Genomic DNA, 14,004 nt, shown 5'->3' on the forward strand with positions numbered 1-14,004 from the left:
CTTATTGAAGCGCTGCGGGGTCACTTTTAACCCAGCGGGGCCGACGCGCAGCAGCTCGCAAATAGCCGCGAAGCGCTATGCTCGCAGCATGATGCCCTTCCCCTCACTCACCGACCTGCCCTCGCAGTTGCGCCAGCCCGCCGTGCGCGACCTGGCTTGGGCGCTGCTCTCACCGCCGTTGCTGACGCAGACGCCCTGGCCACAGCGTCACCCTCTCAAGGCCAGCAACTGGAGCCAGCAACCCGAAGCACTGGCTGACTGGCTGCTGAGTCTGGATGCCGACAGCCATGCCCTACAGCAGTGGCTAAGCCAAAGCTCAGTGCGCCGCCTGGGGTTGTACTACGAACGCCTCTGGCAATTTGCCCTGCATGCCGCGCCTGGTATCGAGGTGCTGGCTGCCAACCTGCCCATCCGGCAGCAGGGGCATACCCTGGGTGAGCTGGATATGCTGCTGCGCGATGAGGAAGGCGTGCATCACTTGGAACTGGCGATCAAGCTGTACCTCGGCCAACAGGATTGTAGTGGCGCAGAGCTGGCACACTGGCTCGGCCCGGGCAGCCATGATCGCCTGGATATCAAACTGGCGCACCTGGGCCAACATCAGCTACCGCTATCCACCCGCGCTCAAGCCCAGCAGCGGTTGACCGAGCTGGCTATTCAGCAACCTCAGGCGGCGTTGTGGCTGGGCGGCTATCTGTTCTATCCCTGGCTGCAGCCCTCCTATGCCGCCCCGCAACATGGCAACTCTGCGCATCTGCGTGGGCGCTGGCTGCATCGCACTGACTGGACGCGCTTTGCCACGCACAACCCAGGTCACTGGCAGCCCTTAGCCCGGCACGCCTGGCTAGCGTCAGCGCGGACTGAGAAGGAGCATTTGTGGTCGCGCGAGCAATTCAATCAATGGCTCAGGGCACTGCCGAACGATGCTAACGCGCAGTTACTCGTACGCCTGACTGAAGGCCCACAGAATGACTGGCTGGAAGCCGAGCGGGTATTTCTGGTGAATGATCACTGGCCGGCGCAACCGGCCAGCTAACTCACAGGCTGCGTTCGGTGCGCCCACCCGAGCGCGCCAGATAGCCCGAGCCACTTTCACACAGCAGCGCATCACGCTGGATCGCCGGCAAGGCATCCACACCATCACGCAAGGCGTAGGCGCTGTAGCCGAGCTGCGAGAGGAGAAACACCGCACTGGCGCTGCGCTTGCCGCTGTCGCAGTAACACAGATAGGTGCGTGTCTTATCCAGCAGGCGCGCTTTCAGACGCAACAGTTGCAATGGCATATTCAGTGACTGCAACGCATGGGCACGCTCGTATTCTTCCTGCAGGCGCACATCCAGCCACTGCGCGCCAGCCGCGAGCAATCGCGAGGCTTCGCCGAGCGATACCTCATCGACCACCGGGGCCTTGAGCAAAGCGAAGAAGTCCTGGCGATCCAAACGTAACACCACACCATCGTCCAGCATGGTCACCGTAGCGTTACGCGGGCGGTCGGCCAGCAAGGCTTCCTCACCAAAGCAAGCGCCAATTTCCAGCTCAGCCAACACCTGCTGCGCACTGTCCGCGCCGCGAATCACTTCGGCCCGACCATTTTTCAGGAAGTAGCAGCTGTCACCCACATCACCTTCCCGTAACACGGTACTGCCTGCGGCCAATTCGACACGCTGCAAACGCTCCAGCATGGCGCGTACGTTGGACGGTGGCACCTTGGCAAATAGCGGGTTTTCCAGCAGTCGTTCCAGCCACTCGACTTCGGCATGGTTCTGCCCCAGTTCCAGTAGCAGATCCTGGTAGGCCAGACGCCAGGTCAGCAGCCGATTGAGGGTCGCAGTGTCCAGCGCCAGCACGCTGGCATCGGTCAGCGCTCGCGCTTCATGCAGGCGCGGCAGACTCGGCGACAAAGGGTGACAACTGGCCTCGCTGCCGGCCTGCAAGCGCTGCTCCTGGCCGTCGACCGATTGCAGCAGCAACTCGCCCGCCAACAGGTAGTAGGTCAAGCGCGCCTGATCCCCAGGACGAAACAACAACTGCCCCGCAAGCAATGGTTGCGGCACCAACTGCGTACGCAGTTCGCGCCACTGCTGCTCGGACAGCACGTTAAGTGGCGTCAGGCTGCGTAACTGTTCGGGGTTAAGGGGTTCGCTCATGGAATATCCAGGCTCCGCTGGTGAAATTCAGTGTAGCCGGGTTAATCGGCTGAGCATGCTTTAAGCGCCGCAGCACGGCCTTGCAAACCACCCGTATGGACAAACACCAGGCGGCTGCCGCGAGCAAAGTAACCGGCCTCGACCTGCTGGCGCAACGCCATTAATGCTTTGGCGGTATACAGCGGCTCCAGTGGCACGCCACTTTGCGCTTCCGCCGCCAGCATAAAACTGAGCAACTCGGCATCCACCTTGGCAAATCCACCACGACTGGCCTCATACAACTGATAACGCCCCACTGGCATACCAGCAGTTTGAACAATCGCCTGCACCTGCTGCTCGACACCATGGTCAGTCGGTACCGCCAACGCTGCATACACAGGATGCGCGGCAGCCTCACCGAGCAACAGACCTGCCAGAGTGGTGCCCGTCCCTGCCGCCAGCCACCAGGCGTCGTAATCGGTCCAACCGAGGTTTGGCAGCTGCTGGCGAACCTGTTGCACCAGGCTCATACAGCCCAGCGCGCCCGGTAGGCCGCCACCACCCTCGGGCAGCGAATAAAAACCCGGATAGTGCGCCTGCCAGGGCAACCAGAAGTCGGCCGCATGCCGAGCCCGGTAGCCCGCATAACCCAGCCAGTGCAGGTGCATGCCAAAAGCCTGCAAGTCATCCACCGTCTGAGTCTGCTGCGGATGGCCACGCAGAAGCCCAACGGTCTGGAAATTGAAGCGCTTGCCGGCAGCGGCCAGGGCATGCAGATGATTGGAATGCGCGCCGCCCAGGCTGATCACGCCAGTGGCAGCACAGGCTTCTGCGGCGCGTAGGTGCTCGGAGAGTTTGAACCATTTATTGCCGCTGATCAGCGGGTCAAGCAGATCCAGGCGCAATACCGCCAGTTCAACCCCGGCGACGGCAGACCAGTCCAGCGAAAGATGCTGCAAAGGGGCACAGGGCGCCCAGTCAGGCAGGGCAACAGACAAGGCTAACTGACAGTACGCAAACGGCTACTGGCCTTGTGCCGTGCACAGCAATTGGACTCGCCCAGGGTAAAACGACTGGGCGTGTCAATACGGTCGATTGGGATGGCGCAGCGCTCACCGCTGGGCAGCGAGGCTTCACAGCTTGGCTGCTGATAATGCGCCAGCCAATGACGGTACTGCTCTTCGCTGACAAAGCACTTGGCCGCGGCATAGGCCAGCGGATTGTCCTGATACGCGGCGATATCCTGCAGCGGGATGGTCAGGTGACCCGCTCCGGGGTGATAGACCACAAAAACCACACCGAGCTTGGCCAGGCGCTCGAGAATCTGATCCCCCCCCTGGCTGGCCAGATCGGCATAAGCGCGTTTGAGGCGATTGATTTCCTGCAGCGCTTGCGTGTCCTGCTCGCCGCGATAAGCCAGCTCGACATCGCGAATAGCAATCTGCTCTTTGTATTCAGCCACTGCCGAGGCGATCTTGGCCTGCATCTCGCCTTCAAACTGCGCACGCAGGCTGTCACTCTCACTGCGACCATCACGCTCAAGCGCGCGCAGCTGCTCGGTCATCTCCTCACGGGAGGCCTGGAAACTCGCAGCCTGAGCCGCCAGCTGCGCCTTCAACGCAGCGTTGTGTTCTTCTTGCTGACGCAAGGCCTGATGCAGACCATGAATTTGCGCCTGCAGGTTCTTGCTCTGCTCATCGCTGGTCAACTTGAACTTGGCCAGCTCTTCTTCGTGTTGCTGGGTCAGGCTGCTGATGCGCAAGCGCTGCTGCTTGATCAGTTGCGCGGCCTTCAGGCGCTGTTCCTGATCAAGCTTCTCGGTGGCTTTGGCAGCCTCTTCCTGAGCAGGATCCGGGGCGTACCACTTATCCTCCGAGGCCATCTGCAGCCGCTCGGGCGCAACCGCCTGGGCCTTCTCGTCTTCGGCCAGCAAACCCAGGCTGTTGCGCTTGACCACATCGCGCAGCAGCGCCAGATCGTTATTGCCAGGGGTCAGACTAGGATCCCAGAGATGCATCTGGTGCCAGGACACCGGGCATTGACTGCGGCACGCCAGTCGAATTGGCCCTGCACCCAGATCAGGCCCGCGCCCAGCCCGCTCGGCCAAGGCCTGCAAAGGAATATTCCAGCCGGAATCCGGCGCGCCCTTTTCGTCGAAATCCAGGTAGAAAAATACCAGCGCCTTGATCAGCAAACGCGGGTTGATCAGTGCGTACGCCACACGCATCTGCTCGTCGGCGAACTCAGGCATATTCACCACGCCGTCGAGCAAGGCTTCGAATTCGGGGAAAAACATTTGCTTGCATATGCCGCCGCGCTCACTGAAGAACAGTACGGCCTCGACCATCTGCGGCTTGTTCTGCATGCTCATCGCTTTTCCTCTAGGCCGAAACGGGACTCCGCTCAGCGGTGACTCATCTTGTTTACGCTGCGCAAAAAATGGCGCACATAGCAAGACTGCCAACATTCTGACGGGTTAAGCAAGACCCATGCTGCAGGCGCTATACCCTTGTTCAGGCAAGTCTAGGGGAAAAACCAAGCCCAGCAATGTGACTGGGTTGGCAGTCGCCCTGCCAGCCAGCCGCTAAAAACCGGCCCACAGGGCGAAACTGTGATGGATTTGGTGCAACGCTTCAGGCCTTTGCAGCCGCCAGAAATGGAGCCAGACGTCGACCCATTTCCTCGCCCAAGGCCTGCAGGCCGCTCATGGGACGAACCATCACTTCAAAATCGACAATCTTGCCGGCTTCATCGAAGCGGATCATGTCGATGCCCTTGAGCTCGCGCTCGCCCACTTTGGCGCTGAATTCCAGCACCACATTGAGACCATCGGCGCTGACCAACTCACGGTGATAGGCAAAGTCGACAAACACCTTGCTCACGGCATTGAGAATCAGCGACACCATGGGCGCCCCTGTGTAAGGTTTGTACGCCATGGGCGAACGGAACACCGCCTGCGGGTGCAGCAATTCCGGCAGGCTGCGCAGGTCGTTGTTTTGCATCAAGGCATGCCACTGCGCGAGCGTGGCGGCGGCGGCCGCCTGTAGTTGAGGGTTCTCGGACACGGGCTTTTCCTTATTGTTGTCAGCCACATACAAAACGCCCCGCACTAGGCGGGGCGCTGGTTGCTTTAGAGTTCGGCAGCGAGGCGCGAGCCCTGGTTGATCGCACGCTTGGCGTCCAGCTCGGCGGCCACGTCTGCACCACCGATCAGATGTACATTCTGCCCAGCGCTTTCCAGGCCGTCCTGCAGCTCGCGCAGAGGATCCTGGCCGGCGCAGACGATCACGGTATCCACCGGCAGCACCTGCGGCTCGCCCTCGGCGATGCGGATGTGCAGGCCGGCGTCGTCGACCTTGAGGTACTCGACCGAGTTGAGCATCTGCACATTCTTGTTCTTCAGGCCGGTGCGGTGAATCCAGCCAGTGGTCTTACCCAAGCCGTCGCCGACCTTGGATTTCTTGCGCTGCAGCAGGAACACCTCGCGCGCCGCCGGGTGCGGATGGGCCTGCACGCCCGCCACACCACCGCGAGCCTCCAGAGCGGTGTCGATGCCCCACTCCTTCCAGAACTCCTCGCGGTTGAGGCTGGTCGCTTCGCCCTGGTGGGTGATGAACTCGGAGACGTCGAAACCGATGCCGCCGGCACCAATCACCGCAACCTTCTGGCCGACCGGCTTGCGCTGCAGGATGGCGTCCAGGTAGCTGATCACCTTGGCGTGTTCGATGCCTTCGATGGCCGGGGTACGTGGGGCGATACCGGTGGCCAGGATGATCTCGTCATAACCGCCCTTGGCCAGATCGTCAGCCGACACACGAGTGTTCAGGCGCAGGTCGACACCGGTGGTTTCCAGCTTGCGCTTGAAGTAGCGCAGGGTTTCAAAGAACTCTTCCTTGCCCGGCACGCGCTTGGCCACGTTGAACTGGCCGCCGATCTCGCTGGCCGAATCGAACAGGGTCACGCTGTGACCGCGTTCCGCAGCGACCGTAGCAGCGGACAGGCCAGCAGGGCCGGCGCCGACCACGGCGATCTTCTTCACGGCGGTGGTCGGAATGTAGTTCAGCTCGGTCTCGTGGCAGGCACGCGGGTTGACCAGGCAGCTGGTCAGCTTGCCGCCGAAGGTGTGATCCAGGCAGGCCTGGTTGCAACCGATGCAGGTGTTGATTTCGTCGGCACGGCCTTCTGCTGCCTTGTTGACGAAGTCCGGATCGGCGAGGAACGGACGGGCCATGGAGACCATGTCAGCGTCGCCCTCGGCCAGCACCTGCTCGGCGACTTCCGGGGTATTGATGCGGTTGGTGGTGATCAGCGGAATGCTCACCTCGCCACGCAGCTTGGCGGTGACCTTGGTGAAAGCCGCACGCGGCACCTTGGTGGCGATGGTCGGGATACGCGCCTCGTGCCAGCCGATACCGGTGTTGATCAGCGTGGCGCCAGCCTTCTCAATGGCCTTGGCCAGCAGGACGATCTCGTCCCAAGTGCTGCCGCCTTCGACCAGATCGAGCATCGATAGGCGGTAGATGATGATAAAGTTCGGGCCGACGGCCTCACGCACGCGGCGCACGATCTCCACCGCCAGACGCATGCGGTTCTCGTAGCTGCCACCCCAACGGTCGGTGCGATGGTTGGTGTGGGCGGCGAGGAACTGGTTAATGAAATAACCTTCCGAGCCCATAATCTCGACGCCATCATATTCGGCCTGCTGAGCCAGCAGCGAGCAGTTGATAAAGTCCTGGATCTGCTTCTCGATGCCTTCCTCGTCCAACTCTTTCGGCTTGAACGGGTTGATCGGCGCCTGGATAGCGCTCGGCGCTACCGATTTCGGGCTGTAGGCATAGCGGCCAGCGTGCAGGATCTGCATGCAGATCTTGCCGTCCGCTTCATGCACCGCACGGGTGACGATCTTGTGCTTTTCCGCCTCTTCCGGTGTGGTCAGCTTGGCTGCGCCGGAATACACGCCACCCTCATCGTTCGGGCCGATACCGCCCGTCACCATCAGGCCAACGCCACCACGGGCACGCTCGGCAAAGTAGGCTGCCATGCGCTCAAAGCCATTGGGTTTTTCTTCCAGCCCGGTGTGCATCGAACCCATCAGGGTGCGGTTCTTCAGGGTGGTGAAGCCCAGATCAAGCGGGGCCAGCAGGTGGGGGTACTGAGCAGTCATGGACATCTCCACATCGGGTGTTGGCTTTCACGGATGCCGCAACCTCTTAGCGGGTCGCGGTCGAATATGGTCTAGACGATAATCAGCCGCGCCAAACAGCTCAATGACCCAAAGTAACAACCTAATGATCAAAAAGAGCAGTGACGCTTGGCAAAACCCACACACCTACCTACCCTGGCGACCCTATCTAAATGCCAGACATTGAATGGGCGCAGAGGGGATAACGACGCAATGCTGAAAAGCACACGGGTGAAACTGGGTGATCTGTCGGTGGGTTTTGTCGACAGCCTGGCAGATGCCATGCGCCATTGCGCCCAGGACCCGCAACCACTGCTCGACAGTTACGGCCTGGATGCCGCGCGCCTGGCCGAACCACGCGCGCGGCTGTCGATCCCGCGCTATATGCGCTTGGGTCATAGCGCCATTCAGCAATGCGGTGAGCCTGGCCTGGGCCTGCTGATGGGGCAAACCAGCCGCCTGAGCCAGGTTGGCCTGGCCGGCGTTACTGCGGCACAAGCACCAACAGTACGCGAGGCGGCGCGCGCGCTGATTCGCTTCGAACCGCTGTATGCCAGCAATTACCGCGGCCAGTCGAGCCTGCACGAAGACAATCGGGGCGCCTGGCTGCGCTTCTATTCGATCAGCCCGTACAACGCTTACAACCGCTTCGTGGTCGACTCGGTACTGGCCAGCTGGACACAACAACTTAGCAAGCTGGCGCAACAGGACCTGCCCGTGGAGAAAGTGCAGATCGAATTTCCCGCGCCCAGCTATGCGGCGCAGTACGGCGAATTGTTTGCATGCCCAGTGGAGTTTGCCAGCGAGCATAACCAGCTGCGCCTGAGCCAGCAGAGCCTGAACCTGCGCAACCCGGAGCACTGCCCAAGCACCTGGCGGCACCTGCTGGAAATCTGTGAGCGAGAACTGACGCAGCTGACCCACACCCGCAACCTGCGCGAGCGCATTACTCAGCTGCTCGGCCCGCTCCTGCACGGCCGTGAACCGGATCTCGCCGAAGTGGCCGCACGCCTGCAGCTACCGACCTGGACCCTGCGGCGCAAGCTGGCCGAGGAAGGCACGCAGTTTCGCAGCATCCTCAACGACACCCGCCGCGACCTGGCGATGGCCTATATTCGCGACACCGAGCTGGCTTTTGGCGAAATCGCCTACTTGCTCGGCTTTGCCTCGGCCGAAGCTTTCCAGCGTGCGTTCAAACGCTGGAACCAGCAAACCCCAGGGGAATATCGCCGCGAACAGCGCCGGACGCTCTAACAGTTCTAAAGCGGATCAGAGCTCGGTGGCGTCTTCGTCACGCTCCGGTACATCCTGCTCAGTGGCGCGCGCTTCCAGCAGCTCTTCCTGATAATCATCCATTGCCTGTTCCTCCCACTCGATAAGTCAGCAACCGCTCATTGCATAAACAAAGAGCATGCCAATCAAGCTAGAGCAGGCAGATGAACGCAAGATGACAGTTTGTCGCGTAGCGCATCTTCGGAGTGAAGACCTAGATGGCAGGCAATAAAAAACCCGCTGATATCGCTATCAGCGGGCTTCCTATATGGCGCAGCGGACGGGACTCGAACCCGCGACCCCCGGCGTGACAGGCCGGTATTCTAACCGACTGAACTACCGCTGCATGTCGGTGGACTTACGTCTGTAGAACTCTTGCTTCATCTGATGAATCAACCCTGAGGGCTTTTTCATCTCAACCTGAGCTAACCCAGACTGGAAAATATGGCGCAGCGGACGGGACTCGAACCCGCGACCCCCGGCGTGACAGGCCGGTATTCTAACCGACTGAACTACCGCTGCGCGTCGGTGGACTTTCGTCCGGTTTCACAAGAGTGGTGGGTGATGACGGGATCGAACCGCCGACCCTCTGCTTGTAAGGCAGATGCTCTCCCAGCTGAGCTAATCACCCGCTGCTTGCGAGGCGCGAAATTTACGCAAGGGCCGCACCTAAGTCAACACCCCGCTTCAAGTTTTTCTAAAAAAGTGCAAAAAACGCTGCCCTTGCCAGGTGCTATCACAGGGCACACCGCACCATTATTGCGCCACCCGCAGACTGAGACGAGCAGCCACCTTATTGTCTTCGGCGCGATCCAGCCCGGCTTCGGCGATTTGCACACCCTGCTCCTGCAGCACAGTGAACCAACGCAGCAACTGAGCAAAAGGCGCTGGTTGCAGATTGAGCTGCACGGCGCCATCGCCAGAGTTGTCCAAGCGTTCAATGGTCAGGCCCTGGGTCGCGGCCGTGGCCGTGACCATACCTTGCAGGCGCTCCGGATCAATCGCCTGCTGCGGGGTGCTGGCCAGATTGCGCGCCGTCGGTGCCTGACTATGCAGATAGGCATTCAGTTCGCGCTGTGTTTCAAACGCACTGCGCGCTGCGGCCAGGCGCTCCTGCGCCGGTTGCCAGAGTGTCAGATAGAGCAACACCAGCAGTAGAAACGCTCCGAGGCTGCCGAGCGAAAACTGCTCACGCGGCGCCAGAGCACGCCAGCGTTGCAGCAATAGCGAATTATCCAGCTGCGCGGTAAAGCCCTTGCCTTGCGAAACCATACTCATCCTCCGATCACCACGCGCGCGCTGACACCTGCCCCTTCCCGACTGGCCGAGCCCAGCTGCACCGCCAGGCCACTTTCCTGCAAGCGCTCACGTAGACGTTCCAACTCGGCAAAACCGGCGGCCTGCACCTGCATAGCCAGATCGCCGCGCACCTCACTGAAATCCACCTGGCTGATCTGCACCTGGCCGCCCTCGGCAGCCAGCGCGCCGCTAACCTGGGCAAGCAAGCCGAGCAGACGGGCTTGCCCGCTGCCCGCGCCTGCTTGCAGATGCTGATCAAACTGCGCACGCAGGTTGACCAGCTTGCTGTCCTGGGGAAACAGCTCCTTGTACAACGCGGCGCTGGCGGCGGCGTACTCATCGGCCTGACGCTGCAGGTGCCAGCCCTGCGCCAGATTGAAGCCCCACTGCAGCACCAGCCACATGCCGACCAGCCCCAACAATGGCCGCCAGCGCTGCCACCGGCCGCTACTGCTTTGCACGGCGAACTCGCCCTGGGCCAGGTTGTTGCGCAGCGGTTGCTGGGCCAGCCAGACATTGGGATCGGCCACCTCCATGCTTTCATCCACCGGTTGCGGCGCCGGGTGCTGCGGGTCACGCCAGGCAACCTGCGGCTGCACACACAAGGGGCTCAGCTGCGGCCAGTCCTGCGCTTGCAGCGCCATCCGTGTGACATTCTCGCCACCCAGCAACCAGCGGCCGTGCAGCGGCAAGAGCGCAGTGCCCTGCCCTGGCAGCAGATCGGCATCCACCACAATCGCCTGCGGCGCTGTAGCGCACAGCGCCAGCCAGCCGGCCAGCCAGCTACGGCGCACGGCAAACACGCGATGACGACCATCGGCCAATTGCTCGCCCAGCGCCAGGTGCATCAGCTCGACCTCTTCGGCGAGCAGCTCTTCCACCGCAAACGGCAGCGCTTGGCGCAACCAGCGGGCCTTGCGCGTCGGCAGATTGACCGCACAGGAGGTTACCGCCTCAACGGGCAGGACCAGGGTCCAGCTGGCGCCAAGCTGCGTCTGCACCTCGCCGAACGCCAGGGTTTCGCTTACCCCGTCGGCCACCCACTGTACGGGTAGATCCGCCTGCGCGCCGGTACAGGCGGCGGGTGGCAGAAATACATAGGTCTGACTCATGGTTCGACTTCCTCAACGGGCGTCGGCGGCATACCGCCCTGCCCCAAATCACGGGCTAGAACATACAGCTGACCATCACTGGCGCGCTGCAAGGTGCTGCGTAAAACCTGACGGCGCTCACCCACTGTGACTTCGCTGAGCACCTGAAAATACTGACTGCCGACCGCCAGGCCCTGGCTTTGCACCTGCAAGCCGCTGAGCTGAGCGGTAAAGCTCGGTAAGTCACGATAGCCCTCACTGCCCCGCGCGGCGACCAGACCCTGGGCGGTACTCAGGGGCAGCCCTTCAGCCACACTGGCCAACACCCGCGCGCTGGCAGTATTGACGTTAAGCGTGGCATCCGCCGGCAAGGCGCTGACATAGGGCGACAGGCGCTGGTAATCCGCCTCGGTCATTTCCAGCAACAGGCGCAGCTCGGAGACATCCTTCAACTCCCGGTTGCCCGCGCGATAAGGCGGCTGCGCCAGCAGGTATTGATTGTCTTCCGCGCCGTAACCGCCGCTGGGCTGATCATCGGCATCTAACCAGTCGAGCAGGCGCTCGGCGTAAGGCGCTTCGATCTGTAGTCCCAGCAACAGACGCCGGAATTGCGCCACGGCGGCCTCATTGGGCTGACCCTGACGCAGTAGGCTGTTGAGGTTGAAACGCCCAGTCAGATCGCTGATCTGCACACGCAAGGCGCCACCCTCATCCAGGGCAAAGGGCGCACGGGCTTTGGCCCAGGCCTCACCCGGATGATCCACCGGGGCACGCGGATCACCTTCACGCAGGTCGCGCTGCAGAATGGCCTTGGCCAGGGTCTCGCCACCCAGGGCGTAATGCCAGGCTTGGCGTACATGCAGCTGATTGGCGCTGCTGCGGATCGACAGTTGCTGGCGGGCAATAATCCCGGCGCTGACCACCGTCACCACTGCCACCACCAGTAAGACGGTGATCAGCGCCATGCCGCGCTGCCGACTCATCTGCGCGGCTCCTCGGGAATATCACCACCTGGCTCGGCGGGGTCGTCAGGGCTCGGTTCGGGTGCTTGTTTAAGACGCTCCGGCAAGCCTTCGGGCAGGCGCAGCACACGGCGCAACTCGCCATAACGGCGATGCTCCAGCACCAGCTCAACGGCCTGCGGCAACAGCTTGAGTGCATCGTCCGGGTTGTTACTCTGCGGCGGCCAACTGGTCTGCCAGCTGCCCTCCTGATCCAGATAGCGCAATTGCAGTCGGGTCACCCCATCCAGCGCCTGCTGCACCTGCGGCTGACTGTCCTGCGCCTGATCCAGCACCGTCCAGTAGTGGCGCTGCCACTGCTCGCCACTGAGTTGCCAACGCACCCGCTGCAAGCCGGAACGCGACTGCCCCAGCGGATTGCGCCAGCCGCCGCGAGTCAGTTCAAGAGCAGGGCTATCGAGATCCTCACCAACCAAAGCAGCGCGTGGATCGCCGAAGGGATCACGCATGGGCCTGCCCTGCACCTGCAACACATCGCGTTCGAATGCAGCCATGGCGCGCACCAGCTCGCGCAGCTGCAGTTCATGGGCGCGGGTGACCTTGTCGGTTTGCAGCACGCTGTCGAGCATGCGGTAGGTACCCAGCCCCAGCAGGGCAAAGATCGCGATAGCAATCAGCAATTCGAGCAGGGTAAAGCCGCGCGCCGCCCTCATGGCATCACCCCAAGAAAACCATTCAGGCTGACCACTGCGCGCTCACGTACATCACCGCCCAAACGCCCCTGCTCTGCGGGCGCGACCCACAGGGTGACGCGGCGCATATCCGCCTCGCTGGTAGCCAGCACCTCGCTTTGCCACTGCCAGCGCCGACCGGCGAAAGCCAACTCGCCCTGGTCACGGCCATCGGCGACCGGGATCTTCGACAACTGCAACTCCGCCAGCTGATTGTCGGCGATCCACATGGCCAGGGTCTTTTCCTCCAACCGCGAGGCTGTTTGCAGGCTGCGCGCGGTGGCGGTCAGTACGCTGGCGGCGACCAGCGCGAAGATTGCCAGGGCAACCAACACTTCAAGCAGGGTAAAACCGCCTGCACGCCTCATCGCTTGCGCCCTGCCGACAACTCGCTCTCAACCTTGGGCAATTGGAAACCATCGCTAGCCAATTGCAGGCGTAAACCATCGGCGCGGCGCTCGGCCAGACGCAAACGAAACGGACTGATTTCCCCGCTCGACAGCAGCAACAATTGCGGCGTCAATGCACCTTTGCTGGGTTCTTCGCCCTCTGGCAGCGGTAGCTCCAGCGCCGCACCTTCCAGCTCGACACTCAGCTCGGCCCAGCCCGGCAGCTTATGCGGTTTGGCCGACAAGGCCTGCCAGCTCTGTTTCGCCGAATCGTAGCGCAGTACCTGATAGGCCTCGCGACTGAGCAACAGGCCGTACTCCTGGTTATCCAGCACCGCTTCCTCGGCCAGCACGCCAATCAATCCGGCCAGCCGTTCGGCTTCGTTATGCAACTCGCGCCCAGGCCCGGCGATCCCCACACCGAGCACTGCAATACCGATCAGGCTGCCGAGAATCACCAGCACCACCAGCAGTTCGATCAGGGTAAAGCCCCCAGCCTGTCTCGGTTGCTGGCGCATGGAGATCAGAGGTCCCAGTTACCGATATCGGTATCCTGATCGCTGCCACCTTCCTTACCGTCGGCACCCAGGGAGTACAGGTCGAAGGCACCCTTGGTGCCCGGCGCCAGGTATTGATAAACGTTGCCCCACGGATCGACCGGTAGGCGCTTGAGGTAACCGTCACGGTTCCAGTTCTTCGGCTGCGGATTGCCGGAAGGCTTTTTCACCAGCGCTTCCAAGCCCTGCTGGGTACTCGGGTAGGCATGGTTATCCAGCTTGTACATATCCAGCGCGGCCGCTACAGCCTTGATATCGCCCTTGGCCACGGTGACCTTGGCCTGATCGGGCCGGCTCATCACCTGCGGCACCACCAATGCAGCGAGGATGCCGAGGATCACCACCACCACCATGATTTCGATCAGCGTGAAACCTGCTTGACGCTTATTCACTTG

At 61.8% G+C, this 14,004-nt stretch carries 14 protein-coding genes and 3 tRNA genes; 2 read left to right on the forward strand and 15 right to left on the reverse strand.

Features of this window, described 5'->3' with window-relative positions; all coding sequences use genetic code 11:
- Window positions 1–88 precede the first annotated feature (88 nt).
- Window positions 89–1,036, forward strand: a complete 948-nt coding sequence (locus tag ACIN8IBEIGE_RS14465) for a DUF1853 family protein (protein WP_160015276.1) — start codon at window positions 89–91, stop codon at window positions 1,034–1,036.
- A 1-nt stretch (window position 1,037) separates the two neighbouring features.
- On the opposite strand, the gene ACIN8IBEIGE_RS14470 is transcribed toward ACIN8IBEIGE_RS14465, so the two are convergent.
- From ACIN8IBEIGE_RS14470 to ACIN8IBEIGE_RS14490, 5 genes are all read right to left on the reverse strand, one after another.
- Window positions 1,038–2,147 (reverse strand): cyclic nucleotide-binding domain-containing protein, encoded by a 1,110-nt coding sequence (locus tag ACIN8IBEIGE_RS14470; RefSeq protein ID WP_160015277.1) that lies wholly within the window; start codon window positions 2,145–2,147, stop codon window positions 1,038–1,040.
- A gap of 41 nt (window positions 2,148–2,188) precedes the next feature.
- Window positions 2,189–3,124, reverse strand: a complete 936-nt coding sequence (locus ACIN8IBEIGE_RS14475) for a 1-aminocyclopropane-1-carboxylate deaminase/D-cysteine desulfhydrase (RefSeq protein WP_160015278.1) — start codon at window positions 3,122–3,124, stop codon at window positions 2,189–2,191.
- 2 nt (window positions 3,125–3,126) lie between these two features.
- Window positions 3,127–4,497: a chromosome partitioning protein ParA gene (locus ACIN8IBEIGE_RS14480; RefSeq protein ID WP_160015279.1), complete on the reverse strand. Its 1,371-nt coding sequence runs from the start codon at window positions 4,495–4,497 to the stop codon at window positions 3,127–3,129.
- A 262-nt stretch (window positions 4,498–4,759) separates the two neighbouring features.
- Window positions 4,760–5,191 carry a nuclear transport factor 2 family protein gene (locus ACIN8IBEIGE_RS14485; RefSeq protein WP_372239988.1) on the reverse strand — a complete coding sequence of 144 codons (432 nt, stop codon included), beginning with the start codon at window positions 5,189–5,191 and terminating at the stop codon, window positions 4,760–4,762.
- Window positions 5,192–5,256: 65 nt separating this feature from the next.
- The gene (locus ACIN8IBEIGE_RS14490; RefSeq protein WP_160015280.1) at window positions 5,257–7,290 is read right to left on the reverse strand and encodes an NADPH-dependent 2,4-dienoyl-CoA reductase; all 2,034 of its coding nucleotides are present in this window, start codon (window positions 7,288–7,290) and stop codon (window positions 5,257–5,259) included.
- 231 nt (window positions 7,291–7,521) lie between these two features.
- On the opposite strand from ACIN8IBEIGE_RS14490, the gene ACIN8IBEIGE_RS14495 reads away from it, so the two are divergent.
- Window positions 7,522–8,562 (forward strand): AraC family transcriptional regulator, encoded by a 1,041-nt coding sequence (locus tag ACIN8IBEIGE_RS14495; protein ID WP_372239989.1) that lies wholly within the window; start codon window positions 7,522–7,524, stop codon window positions 8,560–8,562.
- Between the two features lie 287 nt (window positions 8,563–8,849).
- Here the strand turns inward: ACIN8IBEIGE_RS14495 and ACIN8IBEIGE_RS14500 are convergent.
- From ACIN8IBEIGE_RS14500 to gspG, 10 genes are all read right to left on the reverse strand, one after another.
- A tRNA-Asp gene (locus ACIN8IBEIGE_RS14500) sits at window positions 8,850–8,926 on the reverse strand.
- 99 nt (window positions 8,927–9,025) lie between these two features.
- Window positions 9,026–9,102, reverse strand: a tRNA-Asp gene (locus tag ACIN8IBEIGE_RS14505).
- A gap of 33 nt (window positions 9,103–9,135) precedes the next feature.
- Window positions 9,136–9,211: transfer RNA gene (locus ACIN8IBEIGE_RS14510), tRNA-Val, on the reverse strand.
- A 125-nt stretch (window positions 9,212–9,336) separates the two neighbouring features.
- A complete protein-coding gene (locus tag ACIN8IBEIGE_RS14515) occupies window positions 9,337–9,858 on the reverse strand; it encodes a type II secretion system protein M (RefSeq protein ID WP_160015281.1) in 522 nt (173 codons plus the stop codon).
- Window positions 9,855–10,991 (reverse strand): type II secretion system protein GspL, encoded by a 1,137-nt coding sequence (gene gspL, locus ACIN8IBEIGE_RS14520; protein WP_160015282.1) that lies wholly within the window; start codon window positions 10,989–10,991, stop codon window positions 9,855–9,857. Before gspL ends, ACIN8IBEIGE_RS14515 begins: the two co-directional genes overlap by 4 nt.
- The gene (gspK, locus tag ACIN8IBEIGE_RS14525; protein WP_160015283.1) at window positions 10,988–11,953 is read right to left on the reverse strand and encodes a type II secretion system minor pseudopilin GspK; all 966 of its coding nucleotides are present in this window, start codon (window positions 11,951–11,953) and stop codon (window positions 10,988–10,990) included. The genes gspL and gspK overlap by 4 nt, the downstream gene beginning before the upstream one ends.
- The gene (gspJ, locus tag ACIN8IBEIGE_RS14530; RefSeq protein WP_160015284.1) at window positions 11,950–12,645 is read right to left on the reverse strand and encodes a type II secretion system minor pseudopilin GspJ; all 696 of its coding nucleotides are present in this window, start codon (window positions 12,643–12,645) and stop codon (window positions 11,950–11,952) included. Before gspJ ends, gspK begins: the two co-directional genes overlap by 4 nt.
- Complete coding sequence (gspI, locus tag ACIN8IBEIGE_RS14535) at window positions 12,642–13,031, reverse strand: type II secretion system minor pseudopilin GspI (protein ID WP_160015285.1); 390 nt, start codon at window positions 13,029–13,031, stop codon at window positions 12,642–12,644. Before gspI ends, gspJ begins: the two co-directional genes overlap by 4 nt.
- Window positions 13,028–13,570 carry a type II secretion system minor pseudopilin GspH gene (gene gspH, locus ACIN8IBEIGE_RS14540; protein WP_160015286.1) on the reverse strand — a complete coding sequence of 181 codons (543 nt, stop codon included), beginning with the start codon at window positions 13,568–13,570 and terminating at the stop codon, window positions 13,028–13,030. The genes gspI and gspH overlap by 4 nt, the downstream gene beginning before the upstream one ends.
- A 5-nt stretch (window positions 13,571–13,575) precedes the next feature.
- Complete coding sequence (gene gspG / locus ACIN8IBEIGE_RS14545) at window positions 13,576–14,001, reverse strand: type II secretion system major pseudopilin GspG (RefSeq protein ID WP_090384467.1); 426 nt, start codon at window positions 13,999–14,001, stop codon at window positions 13,576–13,578.
- Between the last annotated feature and the right edge of the window lie 3 nt (window positions 14,002–14,004).

Origin of the sequence: Pseudomonas sp. 8BK (assembly GCF_902506475.1) — a bacterium.
GTDB classification, from domain to species: domain Bacteria; phylum Pseudomonadota; class Gammaproteobacteria; order Pseudomonadales; family Pseudomonadaceae; genus Aquipseudomonas; species Aquipseudomonas anguilliseptica.

Coding starts and splice junctions, on each gene's coding strand:
- ACIN8IBEIGE_RS14465 (WP_160015276.1), top strand. CDS start 89: ATGATGCCCTTCCCCTCACTCACCGACCTGCCCTCGCAGTTGCGCCAG.
- ACIN8IBEIGE_RS14470 (WP_160015277.1), bottom strand. CDS start 2,147: ATGAGCGAACCCCTTAACCCCGAACAGTTACGCAGCCTGACGCCACTT.
- ACIN8IBEIGE_RS14480 (WP_160015279.1), bottom strand. CDS start 4,497: ATGAGCATGCAGAACAAGCCGCAGATGGTCGAGGCCGTACTGTTCTTC.
- ACIN8IBEIGE_RS14490 (WP_160015280.1), bottom strand. CDS start 7,290: ATGACTGCTCAGTACCCCCACCTGCTGGCCCCGCTTGATCTGGGCTTC.
- ACIN8IBEIGE_RS14495 (WP_372239989.1), top strand. CDS start 7,522: ATGCTGAAAAGCACACGGGTGAAACTGGGTGATCTGTCGGTGGGTTTT.
- ACIN8IBEIGE_RS14515 (WP_160015281.1), bottom strand. CDS start 9,858: ATGAGTATGGTTTCGCAAGGCAAGGGCTTTACCGCGCAGCTGGATAAT.
- gspL (WP_160015282.1), bottom strand. CDS start 10,991: ATGAGTCAGACCTATGTATTTCTGCCACCCGCCGCCTGTACCGGCGCG.
- gspK (WP_160015283.1), bottom strand. CDS start 11,953: ATGAGTCGGCAGCGCGGCATGGCGCTGATCACCGTCTTACTGGTGGTG.
- gspJ (WP_160015284.1), bottom strand. CDS start 12,645: ATGAGGGCGGCGCGCGGCTTTACCCTGCTCGAATTGCTGATTGCTATC.
- gspI (WP_160015285.1), bottom strand. CDS start 13,031: ATGAGGCGTGCAGGCGGTTTTACCCTGCTTGAAGTGTTGGTTGCCCTG.
- gspH (WP_160015286.1), bottom strand. CDS start 13,570: ATGCGCCAGCAACCGAGACAGGCTGGGGGCTTTACCCTGATCGAACTG.